The following is a 16,221-nucleotide window of genomic DNA, read 5'->3' as shown; positions in this document are numbered from 1 at the left end:
ACAACGCCATGATAAATGTGCTGCCAAAAAATTCAGACTGGGATTCGTTAGCTGAATTGACGGGGGATTACTCCTGGTCGGCCAGCTATATAAACAGTACCTATCTGCCTATTCTTAATGATTGGGCCTCTATTGAAAAATATGAAGCGGACTGGCTGGTTAACGATATACATGGTCAATATGTTCAAGAGATGGTTGAGTCTGCAGTATCAGTTGTGAACCCTCCCAATTTTGACAGTAATAAATCCATTGTTGAAAACCTGAATGACAATAACCTTTTAGATGCATCGCTGGCTAACGAGGAAGAGGGCATGTGGGTGTTGCCTGTGGCTCAAAAAGATGGCTTCCGGGCGAGTGTTCGTGAGCGAATCCTGGCAAGCGCCTGTTTGGCGGATCCCTTAAACCCGGACGGGTTGTCGGATAGTCAGCGCGAAAACAGGTGTAAAAATGATGGTCTCTGGGACTATGACAATGATAGTCCGTTGCTGGTTATTCAGTACAATTCTCTGGTGACAGAGGTGCTGTTTGATAGTCAGGACAGTAAACAGGCGACGGGGGTTGAGTATGTAGTGGCTGAAGGCGCGTACACCGCAGACCAGACTCATCAGGATGCTTCAGGCCAGACTCGTAATCAAGCCTATGCGGCCAAAGAGGTGATTCTGGCAGCCGGTGCGTACAATACACCGCAACTGCTGATGTTGTCCGGTATTGGTGATCCTGAAGTATTTAATCGTGCTGATATCAATATTCCCCTGCGTCATGCATTACCGGGTGTAGGAAGAAATCTTCAGGATCGGTATGAAGTAGGCATGGTATATGAAGCCCCAACCAGGCTGGGGTGGTTTGAGCGTTGTTTGTCCTTCTTTAATAACCTTCTTGGTCAAGGCTGTGTAGCGTATTTGAAGGGTGCAGCCACGCTGAATGCACAGAGTGAGAAATCGGTGTTGTCAACCAATCTGAGCTTTGCGTCAATACTGACAAAGTCTTCACCGGATAAGCCTGAGGAGGACCTGCATATCTTTGGCCTGGTGAATCAGTTTACTGGTTATTTTGATGGCTACAGTGCGGTGGGGCTTCAACCACAACGATTCACCTGGGTGGTATTGAAGGGCCATAATGAAAATCGTGGTGGAATTGTGACGCTGAAGACGGATAGCCCTTTTGACCGGCCTTCAATTAATTACCATTACTTTGAAGATGGTAATGAGAACACACTGAAGCTGGGTGGAAATCCGAATTCTGGTGAGACTGATCTGGAAGGTGTTCTCAAGGGCGTAAAGTTGGTGCGTGATATTGTTCAGAATGCAGAAACCACTTATGGAACGCAATACCAGGAAGTTTGGCCGGGGAGATCGTTGCAATCAGATGAGGAACTCAAACAGGCAATCAGAGATGGTGCCTGGGCTCATCATGCGTTCAGTACTGTGGCCATCGGCAGAGCTGATGATACTTTTTCGGTGCTGGATAGTGACTTTCGTGTACGGGGCATTGAAAACTTACGGGTTGTGGATGCATCAGTATTCCCTAGACATGTGGGGACTTTTCCGATACTTGCCATTTACCTGATGGCTGAAAAAGCTGCTCATGATATTGATCGGGTAAACTAGGAGGCTATTTCAAAGTTATATTTTTCAGGTCCATTAGACACCCTCCCTATCCTTTAACACAGGCAGGGTGTCAACCTCATTCGATCAAAGACTGTCATTCAGGGATGAGTCCGGCAGTGTTATAATGCCGCCCATTTCAGGTCATCCCAAATAGTTGAACTCTCTTATGTCTCAAACTGTAGAAGCCGATGTGGTGGTGATTGGTGGTGGTATCGCCGGTCTCTGGTTATTTCGCACCTTGAATACCCTGGGCTATCGAACCCTGTTGCTGGAGCAGAATGCTCTGGGCGGTGGTCAGACCATAAAATCCCAGGGCATTGTTCATGGCGGTACAAAATACACGTTAACTGGTCAGTTAACCAATGCTTCCCAGGCCATTGCCGGTATGCCGGAGCGCTGGCGTAATGCCCTGGCTGGCAAGGGTGGGGAGGTGGATCCGGATCTCCGTTCGGCCCGCATATTGTCTGAATACCACTATCTCTGGTCGCCAGGTGATATTGGCTCACGAATGACCTCTTTCTTTGCCAGCAAAGCGCTTCGTGGACGGGTTGATGCACTGACCAGTGAGCAGTTTCCAGCCATTTTCAAACATGATGGTTTTCGCGGAAAGGTATATCAGCTCAATGAAATCGTTCTGGATATTGCCACCGTTACCCGGGCCCTGGTCAGTGGCCTGGAAGATAAAACGCTGAAAGTAGACTGGAGCGAGCAGGGTAATGCCCGGTTGTTAACCAATGCCAACGGTGAGATTGATGCTGTTGCCTTGGCGGATAGCGATGGTCAGACCACCCTGTTGCAAGCCAAACGGTTTGTGCTGGCCGCGGGTGAAGGCGCTGAGGCGCTATTGAATACCTGGGGTGTCAGTCATCCAAAAATGCAGGTACGTCCCTTGCAGATGGTCATGGTTCGTCATTCCCATCCTGAACCTATCTACGCCCATTGTCTTGGCACAACACCACTGCCGAGAATGACCATTACCAGCCATCCGGATGCCGATGGCAAGTGGGTCTGGTATCTCGGCGGAGGCATTGCGGAAGATGGTGTCAAACAGTCTGCTGAAGAATTGATTGCTACGGCGAAAAAAGAGCTGAAAGTGCTGTTGCCCTGGGTAGACCTGAGTCTGGCTGAGTGGGACACCTTGCGGGTCAATCGTGCCGAGCCAAAACAGAGCCGCCTGCTTCGTCCGGATGCGGCTTTCTGTCAGCCGGTGGCCAACGGTATTGTCACCTGGCCGACGAAATTGGCACTGGCTCCTAATCTCTCTGATGAAGTGGTTCGTTTGCTGCAGGAGGATAATATTCGTCCAGCGACGGATGACAGTTTCGTTATGCCGGAAGGATTTTCCCGGCCGGAGATCTGTCCAAACTTCTGGCAGGGGCATTTTGTGCAAGGGAAGACATTATGAGTCAGTGTCTTGTTAACAAGCAGATCGCCGGTACTGATCTTGAAGTGTCGCCGCTGGGTTTCGGCACCGTTAAGTTTGGCCGGGATCAGGGCGTAAAGTACCCGGAACAGTTTACGATTCCTGATGACCGTGAAATGCTGGATCTGCTTACCCTGGCCCATACCCTGGGCATGAACCTGCTGGATACGGCTCCGGCCTATGGCACCAGCGAGGAACGCCTTGGACAGTTGTTTGCCAAACATAAAGGGCTGCGTGAACAGTGGGTCATCTGCAGTAAGGTTGGTGAAGAGTTTGTCACTGTTGAAAATGGTCGGGGAGAGTCTTATTTTGATTTTTCGGAGCAGCATATCCGCTTCAGTGTGGAGCGAAGCCTGCAGCGCCTGAATACCGATGTGATTGAATTGCTGCTGGTGCATTCCAATGGTGATGATGTCAATATCATTGAGCAGACAGGTTGCCTGGAAGTGCTGGCTGATCTGAAAAAAGAGGGGAAAATCCTCGCTTCGGGTATGTCCACCAAAACGGTTGCCGGTGGCATCCTGGCGCTGGAACATTCCGACGTTGCCATGGTGACCTATAACCTGAACGAACAGGGCGAAAAGCCGGTGTTGGACTATGCGCTGGAACATGGCAAAGGCATCTTTATCAAGAAGGCCCTGGCCAGTGGTCATGCCTGCCTGTCAGGACAGGACCCCGTTCTGGAAAGTATGAAACTGGTGTTTTCACACCCGGCGGTTTCTTCAGCTATTGTTGGCACCATCAATCCTGCCCATTTGCGACAGAATGTGGAGGCGTATCTGAAAGCCAGCGGGATTTAAGCTGGTTTGGGGGCTTCTAACTATCTAGCTTCTAACTATCTATAGGTGAGGCTCCCATGCATAAAGGATATGGTTTAAATAATTTTCTTTTATGATTTTTTGAAATAAAAAACAAACAAAAATTTGACGAATCCACTTTTTGGTTATTTACTGAAATAATAAGCTGTAATTTAATTTCGAAAATTTGTATCTACGCTGTAAAAATTAATCGGATGACAAGGATCGTCGTCTTATGGAAACAGCTGAGCAGGTACTCATCATTGAAGACGCGGAGCAGCGTCGGCATGACTTCAGCACTATTTTGCAGTTTATGGGCTATCACACAGTGGCTATCGGTGCAGCCTACTGGGAAGATGCTGTTAGTGCTTATCCCCCGGAAAACTTCAGTGCCTTATTTCTAGGTGATTTTTTACAGGCAGAAAGCTCCCTGCAGGGAATGCTTTCCCGAGTCCAGGGCTGGTGTGGTGGCGTTCCGGTTATCCGGATTGCGGAGTCACTGCCAGACAATCTGTCGTTAGCACTGGCCAGGCAAATCATTGCACGGGTTGACTGGCCATGTAGCAAGCCGCAACTTTTATCCAGTTTGCATTATGGTCAGGTCTACCGTGAGCAGTGGCGTCAGGCACACCAGACTGGCTACAACCAGCAGGTACAACTGTTCCGTGGGCTGGTTGGCAAGAGCGAGCGTATTCGTAAAGTTCGGGCCGCCATGGCCCAGGTGGCGGATCGGGACGTCAATGTTTTGATCACCGGTGAGTCCGGCACCGGCAAAGAAGTGGTTGCCCGCAATCTTCATGAGCATTCCTATCGCAGAAGTGCGCCATTTGTTCCGGTCAATTGCGGTGCTATCCCCACTGATCTGTTAGAAAGTGAGCTCTTTGGCCATGAAAAGGGGGCTTTCACTGGTGCTGTGACCAGTCGCAAGGGGCGGTTTGAGATGGCCCAGGGCGGAACACTGTTTCTTGACGAAATAGGCGATATGCCTCTGCACATGCAGGTCAAGTTGCTCAGGGTTTTGCAGGAGAGGACCTTCGAACGGGTTGGTGGAACAGAGCCTATTGAGGTGGATGTTCGAATTATTGCTGCAACCCATAAGAATCTTGAAAGTATGATCACTGAGGGAAGCTTCAGAGAAGATCTTTATTACCGTTTGAATGTATTTCCCATTGAGATGCCCTCGCTGAAAGAGCGGCCTGAAGATATTCCGCTGATGATTAATGAGCTGACCCACAATATGGAGAAGCAGGCCAGGGGATCAATTCGACTCAGTTCAGCGGCAATATTATCGCTTTGTCGGCATGACTGGCCGGGTAACGTCCGGGAAATGGCCAATCTTCTGGAGCGCCTGGCGATTATGTATCCCTATGGGGTTATCGGGGTTCAGGATCTGCCAGAAAGTTTCTGTCATTTCGATTTGATCAGTCAGGAAGATGATGGTGTGGCGGATTTATTTCCGGACAGTATCCAGCCTGCCGGTGCTGCTACTTCGGAAGACCTTGCAGTACTGCCGGTAGGAGGGTTGAACCTTAAGGAATATCTGACCCGACTGGAAAAGAGTTTGATTCAGCAGGCGCTGAGTGACTGCAATAGTGTTGTTGCCAGGGCAGCAGACAAGTTGCAGATACGGCGAACGACCCTGGTGGAAAAAATGCGCAAGTATGGTTTGCAGAGATATGAGGATTCTGTGAAAAACTGATATTCAGTGATGCAGAAAAAATGACTACATTTTTGTAGCCATTTTTTTTGCTAACAGATTCATTCTCAGATTTACTGCGTTAATCAATGCGTTCCGGTTTTTGTTTCTGTATTGTTCTGTTGTGCTTCGACTCCCTTCTTCTTGCTGATCCACTGTTCGATAATTGTTGCTGATTGGTTTGCAGGTAATCCTTTATTTGCATATTTAATGAATGCGCTAATCGACATCATGTCACGATCTGGTTTTTTTCTTCCCTGTTTTGTCGGTCAAATGCTGCCATTTTTGCGTCACTATAAAGTGACACTGTCAAATAACTATCTTTTTGGATAGTTCAAAAAAGTGTTCAAGATATTTTCAAAGCAACCGAAAATTAATCTATGTCAAAAAAATAGCGAAATGAAATCGGTGTTGTTTTAGAAAGTTGTGAAAAAACAGGTGGTTGTGTTTTTTTATTTTTCTTTATGTATTTTTTTGGGGTTTGGTAGCTGTTTTTATTTTTCAAATTAAAGTTGGCATGTTCATTGATATGTATATTGTGTCGTTTTTCTATATGCATTTTCTGAGCAATTGAAAAATTAAAGTGAGAACGATGGCGCAAGTAAAGAAAAGAGTGATTGCGGTTTCAGGATGTAAAGGAGGTGTCGGTAAAACCGTAGTTGCAGTAAACCTTGCCCTGGCGATGGCAAAGCTGGGTCAGCGTGTCGTTTTGATGGATGGTAATCTTTCTGTACCAGATGTTGAGTTCACCCTCGGGATGAATGAAGAAGGTTTAAAAGAACAATTGTCGTCTGATTTTATTTTTTCATCACCTGCTGAAGGTGGGTTCGTTACTGAGAGCTCGGGCCATCAGCAGAAAGGACTGTTGGATGGTCCATCGGGTGTAAGGGTATTTACACCGGCTGCTCAGGGAGACTGGAAAGACAGTATTCAAATTATTCAGGCAGTAGAGTTGATTCAGGACATGGATGATCTTGCGTCAGATCTGGATACTTTGATTATTGATACGGCTCCGGGCCTGGCCCCGGATAATGTAACTCTCATTCAGGCGGCAACAGAGGTGGTCGTTGTCGTCAGTCAGGAAGACGTGTCTGTTATTGATGCTGTTCGACAGATAAGGCTTCTGTACCGGGTTTTCAATGTTCACCAGTTTTATATTGTTGTTAATCAGGTGAGCAGCAGAAGAGGCGGTGCTAAACAGTTTGAGAAATTACAGGAGTATCTGAAAGACGACAAACAGATAGTTTTAAGCTTTCTGGGTGCAATTCCACATGATAAGGCTGTAAGTGAAGCGGTATTACAGCAGTCGGCACTGTTGACTGTCAGTAACGATTGTCGGGCTGCAAGAGCGTTTCACAGAATTGGACATCAGCTAGCAAAATTACCGGTGCCTGAGCCAAAAGGTCGTATAGAATTCTTTTTGCCTGGTAGGATCAAGGAGAGGATCTAATCATGACAGAGACAGCACAGGACGTGCAAACCAAGTCGGCACAAAAAACGACACTGAACATGGAAGAGATGGTGATAAAACATCGCTCATTGGTAAAAAGAATTGCCAATCATCTCGCCGCAAGAATGCCCGCCAGTGTTCAGATTGATGATCTGGTCCAGTCAGGAATGATTGGGTTGCTTGAAGCAGCTTCAAAATATGATGCATCCAAAGGTGCCAGTTTTGAAACGTTTGCCGGTATTCGAATTCGTGGCGCAATGCTGGATGAAATTCGAAAAGGGGACTGGGGACCAAGATCAGTATATCGCAACAGTCGTCGTATTACTGAAGCGGTTCAGGTTGTTGAAGCGAAACTGGGAAGAGATGCTCGGGATTCTGAAGTCGCCAAAGAACTTGATGTGAAAATTGATGAGTATTACACCATTCTGAGTGATTTAAGAGGGTGTCGTCTTTTTAGTTATGAAGAGTTATTTGACAGTGAAGAATCAAGAATGCAGGCTCGCTCAGGAGACAGGGGGCCCTCAGCAGATATTCAGGAAGAAAAATTTAAAACAGCACTGATTGAAGCTATTGATAAACTGCCTGAAAGAGAAAAGCTGGTATTGATGCTTTATTACGATGAAGAGATGAATCTGAAAGAGATCGGTAAAGTGTTAGGGGTCAGTGAATCAAGAGTCAGCCAAATTCATTCTCAGGCTGCACTGCGTTTAAGGTCACGGTTGCAAAACTGGCTGAGTTAACGTCTCAGCCACACCGTTTTTACAGGGCAGTGACAAAATATGGTCAAGCGTCGGGAATCGGGGCGTTTTCTTTTTTGATTTTGACAGCGTTCAGTTGAGTTGATCTATTTTCAGAAATATATGCCGGTTATATGCTGCATAGCTTTGAACATTTTATTTTTAGTTTCTTATTGTTCCAAGTGAGTGGGTCTTAGCTCCATATACTTCTTTTATTAAGTTGTTTAATAACGGACCTGCATAATATGAAATGGATTTCTATCTCGGCCGCCATTCTGTTGTCGGCACTCTCCTTTACTCTTCCGGCTCAGGAAGAAGCACCAGAAGAAATTAATGGTGTGATTACCATCAATACCCACCAGGCAAAACGCCTTCATGATATTGGCGCACTCTTTATCGATGTGCGTCCCTATCAACAGTGGCAATATGGACACGTAGACGGATCTCACAGTCTTGATCTAAGGGGTGGGTTTCGTCAGCTGCTGGTGCCGGGGGTTCTGGAAAAAGAGACTCCTATCGTGATCTACGGAAACAGCACATACCATATGAGAGGGGCTATTGGCAGTTATCTGGCCGCATTATGGGGTTATGAACGGGTGTTCTTCCTCAGGGACGGTTACTATTCCTGGTTAGCCTTGGATTATCCGGTGACATTGAAGTCTGATGTTGTGGGTGAGTCCTACACCACAGGGGTTATGGCGCAGTAACAACGCCTTGATCCTTGCAAATACTTTCCTTCTGTACCCGTTTCCAAATGCCTTTTATCTTCACTTTCTCTATTGGGAGTGAAGATCGGTATGCCCTGAGCCCTTCCAAGGCTTCTTCAATACTGTTAATGAACACTATTTACCTCCGCAGTCAGTAAAATTTCCTGATATAATCGCCAACCAACGCTATATAGGGACATCTTGGAAAGCAGGGCTTTTCATTGCTCATGGCTGTGCTGCTTTGCGAATCAGGGTCTCGGCGATACACGCTTTTGGATTCAGGAGTTCGCTTTGCTTAATGTGGTTCAGTTGAGCTGTGAGCGGGACGACAGGCTGCTGTTCAGTAACCTGTCCTTTCAGCTTGGTAGTGGAGAAATACTCCAGATTGAGGGGCGAAACGGTGCTGGTAAAACATCGCTGCTTCGCATCATTGCTGGCTTTTCATCCAGTTTGAGTGGCGATATTTTCTGGAACGACCAGCCTTTATCGACAGTGTATGCTGATTTTCGTCTTGACTGTTTTTTTCTTGGCCACAAACCAGGACTGAAACTGGATCTGACGCCTCTTGAAAACCTTGTCTGGCGAGCCAGGCTGGCCAATACCATCATCAATCGGGAAGTATTGCTCGCTGCCCTTGATCGGGTCCAGCTTGCCGGTTATGAAGATATTCCCTGTAGCCATCTATCCGCTGGGCAGTTAAGGCGGGTGGCGTTTGCCGGGTTGATTGCCAGCCCGGCACGGCTCTGGATTCTCGATGAACCATTCACCGCGATTGATATTGAAGGTGTTTCCTGGCTGGAGAGACTTTTTGATGAGCACACCCATCAGGGAGGTATGGTGCTGGTTACCAGCCATCAACCATTGAATGATCGTCAGGGAAATCTGCGTAAGTTGAATGTGGAGCACTTTGGCGAAGAAAGGAGTGCTGATGGTGAGAGGGGGCAAGATGTCCAGGGTTGACCAGCCATCCATGCGGGGGTTCTCAGCCTGCCTGGCCCTGATTCGCCGGGACCTGACGCTCACGTTCCGGTCACCCGGTCAGGCCATTAATCCCATGGCGTTCTTTCTGATGGTGGCTACTTTGTTTCCCCTTGGGATTGCGCCGGATCGGGAGGTGTTGTCAGAACTGGCAGCAGGCATTATCTGGATTGGTGCTCTGCTGGCTGTTTTGCTGTCGCTGGACTCATTGTTTAAAAGCGACCAGGACGACGGGGCTTTGGACCAATTACTGATGTCGCCACACCCGCTGCCCTTACTGGTATTGGCCAAGGTGTTCAGTCACTGGTTAACCAGCGGTTTTTGTTTAACACTAATGGCACCATTGCTGGCCATTATGTTGCATCTGCCATCAGAAGCTTTTTCTCCTCTTATGATGACGCTGTTATTGGGAACACCAGTACTCAGTCTGGCAGGAGCCATCGGTGCTGCCTTAACGGTAAAAGTACAACGCGGAGGCGTGTTGCTGACCCTGCTTTCGTTACCGCTTTACATACCGGTACTGATTTTTGCCACAGGGGCCGTTAGTGCTGCAATGCAAAACATGCCGTATACAGGTCATATTCTCTGGTTGTCTGTGTTCCTGATACTTGGGATATGTCTGGCACCACTGGCGATTGCCGGGGCATTAAGGGTAATTAATGAGTAATGAATATGTTTCAGTATACGGTAAAGAGACGTGTCTTTATTCAGGCAATTTCTTGAAAAGTGAAGAGATTTCCAGCACTCTCTGCCTGCAGAGAATCCCTGCAAAATCAGGCCGCATTGGTGGCGGCCTCAGTAAGTAGAACAAGAGTATGAACTGGACGTTTTTTCATAAGTTGGGTTCTCCCAAGTGGTTTTATGATATCAGCGGTAAGTGGTTGCCCTGGCTTCAGGTGTCCTCCCTGGTGCTGATATTGGTGGCGCTGGTCTGGGGGCTGGCGTTTACCCCTCCGGATTACCTGCAGGGCAACAGTTACCGCATCATCTTTATTCATGTGCCTGCTTCGTTTCTTGCCCAGTCGATCTATATGATGATGGCAACCGCCGCTGCTGTAACCCTGATCTGGCGAATCAAGCTGGCGGATATGGCGTTGAAAGTCATGGCACCTGTCGGGGCTTCTTTCTGCATACTCTCTCTGGTTACCGGTGCCATCTGGGGACAACCGACCTGGGGGACCTGGTGGGTATGGGATGCCCGCCTGACCTCCATGCTGATTCTGCTCTTTCTCTATATCGGTATTATTGCCCTGCGCGGTGCCATCCACACCACAGAGGCCGCCGCAAAAGCCTGCGCCATTCTCAGCCTGGTGGGGGTGGTCAACATCCCGATCATCAAGTTTTCGGTGGATTGGTGGAATACCCTTCATCAGGGTGCCACATTGAAACTGACTGAAAAACCTTCCATGGCCCCGGAAATGCTGTGGCCCCTGTTATTGGCCATTCTCGGATTTTATCTGTTTTTTACGATGGTCACGGTGCTTCGTCTACGTATAGAAATTATCAGTCGTGAAAGAAAGACCCGCTGGGTAAAAGAGCTGGTGAGTTGATGTCTATGTATTTTGACAGTTGGAGCGGTTTTCTGGTCATGGAGGGGCACGGTCTCTACGTCTGGAGTGCCTATACGATGGCTTTGGCCGTGATTGGTTACAATCTGATTGCACCGTTTATGGCAAGGCGGCGGATACTCGCACAGTTAGCTGCACAAGTGAGAAGACAAGAGCGATTGGTGCAAAGAAAAGTGATCGTGAATGAGGTCACTACCGACAGAGGTGATAACAATGACAATCGCTCTGCCAACCCCGAAAACACACAACTAAAACATCGCCCCGGGCGACAGGAAGAAGGCTCTGAGTCTGTAGAGAGGAGTGCTCAATGAATGCAGTTCGCAAACAGAGATTAATACTCGTATTACTGCTGCTGGCAGGCGTTGGGGTGGCAGTGGCTCTGATGTTGTTTGCGCTGCGCGAGAACATTAATCACTACTTTTCACCCGCTCAGATGGCTGCCGGTGAAGCTCCGGTCGGTCAGCGGATGCGCGGTGGTGGCCTGGTTGTTCCGGGTTCCGTTGAGCGTGATATCAAAAGCCTGAAAGTCAGTTTTCGCATCACGGATGGAGCCGGAGAGGTAACGGTGCACTATGAAGGTATTCTGCCCGACCTGTTTGTTGAAGGCTCTGGTGTAGTTGCCCTGGGAACGCTTGGCGATGACGGTGTTTTCGCGGCGACGGAAGTCCTGGCCAAGCATGATGAAAACTATATGCCGCCGGAAGTGCAGAAAGCCATTGATGAGGCGCATCCCGGTTATACAAAGCCGACAGTACAAACCACTGCTCAAAGTGAGCTGAGGAGTCTGCAAGATGGTAGCTGAAGCTGGCCTGCTGGCTCTGATTATTGCTTTGTGCCTGAGTCTGTTACTCAGCATTTTTCCGCTGGTGGGCAGTTACACCGGTAATCTCCGGTTGATGAATCAGGCCCGTTCCCTGTCCTGGGGACTGTTTGCCTTTGTTGGCTTTTCGTTCTTGTGTCTGGTCTGGGCATTTGTTACCGACGACTTTTCGGTGGATTATGTCGCCAAGCATTCAAACAGCCTGTTGCCGGTACAGTATAAAGTCAGTGCCACCTGGGGAGGGCACGAAGGGTCGCTGCTGATGTGGGTGCTGATTCTGGTTGGCTGGATGGCGATGGTGGCTGTCAAGAGCGACCGCCTGCCCCCTGAGTTGTCCGCCCGGGTGCTCTCGGTCATGGGGATGATTACCGTTGGCTTTTTGCTGTTTACCTTGCTGACGTCCAACCCGTTTAACCGGATTCTGCCTTTTCCCCCGGAAGATGGTGCTGACCTGAACCCTCTGCTGCAAGACTTTGGCCTTATCGTTCACCCTCCCATGCTGTACATGGGTTACGTGGGTTTTGCCGTTGCCTTTGCCTTTGCCATTGCCGCTCTGCTGGGTGGCCAGCTTGATACCGCCTGGGCCCGATGGGCAAGACCATGGACAACCGTGGCCTGGGTGTTCCTGACCCTGGGGATTTCCCTGGGGAGCTGGTGGGCCTATTACGAGCTTGGCTGGGGTGGGTGGTGGTTCTGGGATCCGGTGGAAAATGCTTCTCTGATGCCCTGGCTGGTGGGAACGGCACTGATGCACTCCCTGGCAGTGACAGAAAAACGCGGTCTGTTTAAAAGCTGGACGTTACTGCTGGCCATTTTTACCTTCTCATTAAGTTTGCTGGGCACGTTCCTGGTTCGCTCCGGTGTGCTCACCTCGGTCCACGCCTTTGCCAATGATCCGGAACGAGGCGTTTTTATCCTCTTTTACCTGATGATTGTCGTCGGTGCATCGTTGACGCTGTTTGCCCTCAGGGCACCTGAGGTACGCAGTCGTATCAGCTTTTCCATGGCCTCCAGGGAAACGCTGCTGCTGGTCAATAATATTTTGCTGACCGCCAGTGCCGCCACCGTGCTGCTTGGAACATTATTCCCGCTGCTGCTGGAATCCCTCGATATGGGCATGATTTCCGTAGGGCCTCCTTACTTCAATTTTGTCTTTGTGCCAATGGCCATGTTGCTGGCCTTTGCACTGGGGTTTGGGGTTCTGCTCAACTGGAAGAACGGTTCCGTGAAATGGCTGGTCAGTCAGACCCGATGGATTTTTCTGGTATCCATTCTGGGTGGTTTAGGGTTCAGCCTGTTCTATGGTAACGCTTTGGCAAAGGGCTTCCTGGTCAGTGAAGTGCTGGCTATGGCCCTGGTGCTGTGGATCGTGCTGACCATGGGCCGGGATATTCTGAATAAAACCCGAAACACCCGGGCAAAAGCCGGGCTGGTTGATGCGCTAAAACGGTTGAAACCAGCGTATTACGGAATGCATCTGGCGCATCTGGGGCTGGCAGTCACCATTGTTGGTGTGGCCATCACCAGTGGCTACAGCAGCCAGCGTGATTTGCGCATGGCTCCCGGTGACCGGGTAACGCTTGGTGGGTATCAGTTCCGTTTTGATGGTGTCAGTTTACAGCCCGGCCCTAACTTCACCTCTAACTATGGATCTGTCACAGTCTACAAAAATGGTCGTCAAATAGCGGTGTTGCATCCTGAGAAGCGAGTCTATACCGCACAGCAAATGCCTATGAGCGAGGCTTCTATCGACCCCGGATTAACCCGCGATATTTACGTTGCCCTGGGTGAACCATTGGGGGATGACGGCAGCTGGGCATTGCGACTTCATATCAAGCCCTTTGTCCGCTGGATCTGGCTGGGTTCCCTGTTTATGGGACTGGGTGGTGTGCTGGCGATCTCAGACCCGCGCTACAGAATGAAAGTTCGTCAGAAAGTGAATGCATTGAGACCACTGGGTAATGAGGGAGTAGCCAGCGCATGAAGCGGCGATTGCAACTGTTTTTGCCGCTGGCGATCTTTCTCGGGCTTTGCCTTATGTTTTATGTGGCACTGTTCCGGGAGAACCCGGGCGAGCTGCCATCTGCCCTGCTGGATCAGCCTTTGCCAACATTCGAGCTGCCAACGGTGAAAAATCCAGACAAAAAAGTGACCAGAGGGAGCCTGCTGGGAGAAGTTGCCCTGATCAATGTCTGGGCTACCTGGTGTCCTGCCTGTCGTGTTGAGCATCCCTATCTGGTGGATCTGGCCAATAAAGGCGTACCAATTTACGGTGTGAACTACAAGGATGATCAGCCTGAAGCCAGAAAGTGGTTGAAGACGCTGCACGACCCTTATCGTTTCAGTATCAATGATAAGAGTGGTTCACTGGGCATTGATCTGGGTGTTTACGGGGCACCGGAAACCTATTTGATCGATCATCAGGGCGTTATTCGTTATAAACATGTTGGCATTGTTGATGCCAATGTCTGGAAGAATGACCTTGAGCCCAGGTTCAGGCACTTGCAAAAACAAGTGCTCCAGGCACAGGCAAATAACCGTGAAGGGGAGGCCAAATGATACAGCGCATAACCTCCCGATTGATCGTTCTGCTATTGACCGTACTGTTTATGGGAACGGCTTATGGTGTGATCGACTCCTATGAGTTTTCGACACCGGAACAGGAGCAGCGTTTTTTCGAGCTGACCAATGAGCTGCGTTGTCCAAAGTGTCAAAACCAGTCCATAGGCGATTCTAATGCGCCCATTGCCCAGGATCTTCGGCGGGAAGTGCATCGACTGTTAAATGAAGGCGCAGATAACCAGACAGTTATCGATTTTATGCTGGCCCGCTACGGAGACTTCGTGCTTTACAAACCCCGTATTGCCGGTGTGAATCTGGTGCTCTGGCTTGGGCCTTTGCTTCTGCTGTTGGCGGGTTTGATAGTACTTATTGTGGTGGTTCGCAAGCATAAGGCAACGGCTTCGGAATCGGTACCAGCGGCTCCCGATGAACATAATGTAGATAAAGAGTTACTGGACAAAAAGCTGAACAGATTCCTGACAGACTATTTGACCACACACTCATCAGAAGATAATAAAACGGACGGTAAAGAGTAATGATGGAGTTCTGGTTGGTAGCCGCATTGCTGATTGCCATTGCCGTACTGGTTTCGGTCTGGCCATTGGTAAAGCCAGTCGTTTCAGCACCGGGTGAGGATGAGTCTGAAGAGTCTGCAAACGTTGCCAGTTTCCGTGACCAGATGGCAGATCTGGACTGGCAGCTGCAACAGGGACTGGTGTCAGCAGGAGAAGCGGAAAGGTTGAAACTGGAGTTAAGGCAGAAACTGGCGGATGAGTTGGGTGATGGGCAGCCAGCAAGCCCGTACTCTCTGTTGAAGAAGCCGGGGTTTGCACTGCTGATCGCTCTGATAGTACCTGTGTCCACCGTACTCCTCTATTTTAAGCTGGGTGCCACCACTGAGATTGCTGTGGTCAACTCCATGAACAATGGCAACCTCAATGGCGAGCAGGTGGAAACGGTACTTAAAGAGTGGGTGGCCAAGCGGCCGGAGAATAATCAGGCGCTGTTCATGCTGGGCAGCCATTACCTGAGAACAGGCAAGCTGGAGGAAGCAGTTAAAACCTACCGGCACCTTGCCGGTATCAGTAATGGCCATCCCCAGGTAACTGCGGAACTGGCGCAGGTGCTGTTTTTAAGCAGCAACAATGTGGTAACACCTGAAATTCGCGAACTCTATCTGCAGACACTGCTGAAAGATAGCCAGAATACCACGGCATTGGGATTGAAGGGGATTGATGCCTTTACCAGAGGCAACTATCAGGACGCCATTGCCGCCTGGCAGCTGGCGTTGACCCATGAAGTGGATCCTGCAGCCCGGCAGTCATTGAGTGCGGGTATTAATCAGGCGCGTTCAATGCTCGGTGATACCGTGGTTGCCCTTCGGGTCATGATCGATCTGGCCCCTGAGCTGGGTGAGTTGCCAGATGATGCGCGGGTGGTGGTCTTTGCCCGGCCAGCCGGTGATGCCAAACAGCCTCCGCTGGTGGCTGTGCCTCTGAGTGTTGGAGATCTCCCCAGGGAAGTCTTGCTTGATGATAACAGCGCCATGATGATGGGTGGACAGCTGCTGTCATCCATCGAGAGTCTTGATATCACCGCACGGATCAGCCTCACTGGCAATGTAATGTCCCCTGATTATCAGGTGCAGGCAAAAGGGGTGAAAACCACAGCAACTGAGCCTGTCAGGCTGACATTTACGCCAGCGGGTTAAGCATTTGAACTAAAGAACCACAAAACAGTCTGCAATTATCAAAAATACTGGAAGTCGCCTTTTTCATTTCGGAAAGGGCGACTTTTCTATTGACTGTGTTAATGTGTAAGATCTGGATTGAAAGAAGTAGCAACTCTTTCAAACAAACGATTCGCTATGACAAGG

Annotated in this window: 16 protein-coding genes; all 16 read left to right on the top strand. The window is 49.3% G+C overall.

Translation table 11 applies throughout. From position 1 onward, the window contains the following. Positions 1–8: 8 nt before the first annotated feature. The 16 genes from ACO6UY_RS04150 to ccmI all read left to right on the top strand — a co-directional run bounded on the left by ACO6UY_RS04150 (position 9) and on the right by ccmI (position 16,056). Positions 9–1,607 (top strand): GMC family oxidoreductase, encoded by a 1,599-nt coding sequence (locus ACO6UY_RS04150; RefSeq protein WP_422489153.1) that lies wholly within the window; start codon positions 9–11, stop codon positions 1,605–1,607. A 166-nt stretch (positions 1,608–1,773) separates the two neighbouring features. Further along, positions 1,774–3,012 (top strand): NAD(P)/FAD-dependent oxidoreductase, encoded by a 1,239-nt coding sequence (locus ACO6UY_RS04145; RefSeq protein ID WP_422450477.1) that lies wholly within the window; start codon positions 1,774–1,776, stop codon positions 3,010–3,012. Further along, on the top strand, positions 3,009–3,830 hold the full coding sequence (locus tag ACO6UY_RS04140) for an aldo/keto reductase (protein WP_422450478.1): 822 nt from the start codon (positions 3,009–3,011) through the stop codon (positions 3,828–3,830). Before ACO6UY_RS04145 ends, ACO6UY_RS04140 begins: the two co-directional genes overlap by 4 nt. A 232-nt stretch (positions 3,831–4,062) precedes the next feature. Beyond that, entirely contained in the window at positions 4,063–5,526 is a 1,464-nt protein-coding gene (locus tag ACO6UY_RS04135) for a sigma-54 dependent transcriptional regulator (RefSeq protein ID WP_422450479.1), read from the top strand. 589 nt (positions 5,527–6,115) lie between these two features. Further along, complete coding sequence (locus tag ACO6UY_RS04130) at positions 6,116–6,973, top strand: P-loop NTPase (protein ID WP_422450480.1); 858 nt, start codon at positions 6,116–6,118, stop codon at positions 6,971–6,973. 59 nt (positions 6,974–7,032) lie between these two features. Continuing rightward, positions 7,033–7,713: an RNA polymerase sigma factor FliA gene (locus tag ACO6UY_RS04125; RefSeq protein WP_420810348.1), complete on the top strand. Its 681-nt coding sequence runs from the start codon at positions 7,033–7,035 to the stop codon at positions 7,711–7,713. Between the two features lie 242 nt (positions 7,714–7,955). Next, the gene (locus ACO6UY_RS04120; RefSeq protein ID WP_422450481.1) at positions 7,956–8,417 is read left to right on the top strand and encodes a rhodanese-like domain-containing protein; all 462 of its coding nucleotides are present in this window, start codon (positions 7,956–7,958) and stop codon (positions 8,415–8,417) included. A gap of 300 nt (positions 8,418–8,717) precedes the next feature. Then, a complete protein-coding gene (gene ccmA, locus ACO6UY_RS04115) occupies positions 8,718–9,377 on the top strand; it encodes a cytochrome c biogenesis heme-transporting ATPase CcmA (RefSeq protein WP_422450566.1) in 660 nt (219 codons plus the stop codon). Further along, positions 9,346–10,062 (top strand): heme exporter protein CcmB, encoded by a 717-nt coding sequence (gene ccmB, locus ACO6UY_RS04110; protein ID WP_420810347.1) that lies wholly within the window; start codon positions 9,346–9,348, stop codon positions 10,060–10,062. The genes ccmA and ccmB overlap by 32 nt, the downstream gene beginning before the upstream one ends. A gap of 148 nt (positions 10,063–10,210) precedes the next feature. After that, positions 10,211–10,945: a heme ABC transporter permease gene (locus tag ACO6UY_RS04105; protein ID WP_269675175.1), complete on the top strand. Its 735-nt coding sequence runs from the start codon at positions 10,211–10,213 to the stop codon at positions 10,943–10,945. Continuing rightward, positions 10,945–11,274 carry a heme exporter protein CcmD gene (gene ccmD / locus ACO6UY_RS04100; protein WP_422489151.1) on the top strand — a complete coding sequence of 110 codons (330 nt, stop codon included), beginning with the start codon at positions 10,945–10,947 and terminating at the stop codon, positions 11,272–11,274. The genes ACO6UY_RS04105 and ccmD overlap by 1 nt, the downstream gene beginning before the upstream one ends. Further along, on the top strand, positions 11,271–11,765 hold the full coding sequence (ccmE, locus tag ACO6UY_RS04095; RefSeq protein ID WP_422489149.1) for a cytochrome c maturation protein CcmE: 495 nt from the start codon (positions 11,271–11,273) through the stop codon (positions 11,763–11,765). The genes ccmD and ccmE overlap by 4 nt, the downstream gene beginning before the upstream one ends. Then, positions 11,755–13,767 (top strand): heme lyase CcmF/NrfE family subunit, encoded by a 2,013-nt coding sequence (locus ACO6UY_RS04090; protein ID WP_422489148.1) that lies wholly within the window; start codon positions 11,755–11,757, stop codon positions 13,765–13,767. Before ccmE ends, ACO6UY_RS04090 begins: the two co-directional genes overlap by 11 nt. Then, positions 13,764–14,342, top strand: coding sequence for a DsbE family thiol:disulfide interchange protein (locus ACO6UY_RS04085; protein WP_422489146.1), 579 nt, complete (start codon positions 13,764–13,766; stop codon positions 14,340–14,342). Before ACO6UY_RS04090 ends, ACO6UY_RS04085 begins: the two co-directional genes overlap by 4 nt. Next, positions 14,339–14,881: a cytochrome c-type biogenesis protein gene (locus tag ACO6UY_RS04080; RefSeq protein ID WP_422489144.1), complete on the top strand. Its 543-nt coding sequence runs from the start codon at positions 14,339–14,341 to the stop codon at positions 14,879–14,881. Before ACO6UY_RS04085 ends, ACO6UY_RS04080 begins: the two co-directional genes overlap by 4 nt. Beyond that, positions 14,881–16,056, top strand: a complete 1,176-nt coding sequence (ccmI, locus tag ACO6UY_RS04075) for a c-type cytochrome biogenesis protein CcmI (protein WP_422489142.1) — start codon at positions 14,881–14,883, stop codon at positions 16,054–16,056. The genes ACO6UY_RS04080 and ccmI overlap by 1 nt, the downstream gene beginning before the upstream one ends. Positions 16,057–16,221 lie beyond the last annotated feature (165 nt).

The sequence above is a fragment of the Endozoicomonas sp. ALE010 genome, assembly GCF_049310165.1.
Classification (GTDB): domain Bacteria; phylum Pseudomonadota; class Gammaproteobacteria; order Pseudomonadales; family Endozoicomonadaceae; genus Endozoicomonas.
This window is presented reverse-complemented; position numbering and strand designations above follow the sequence as displayed.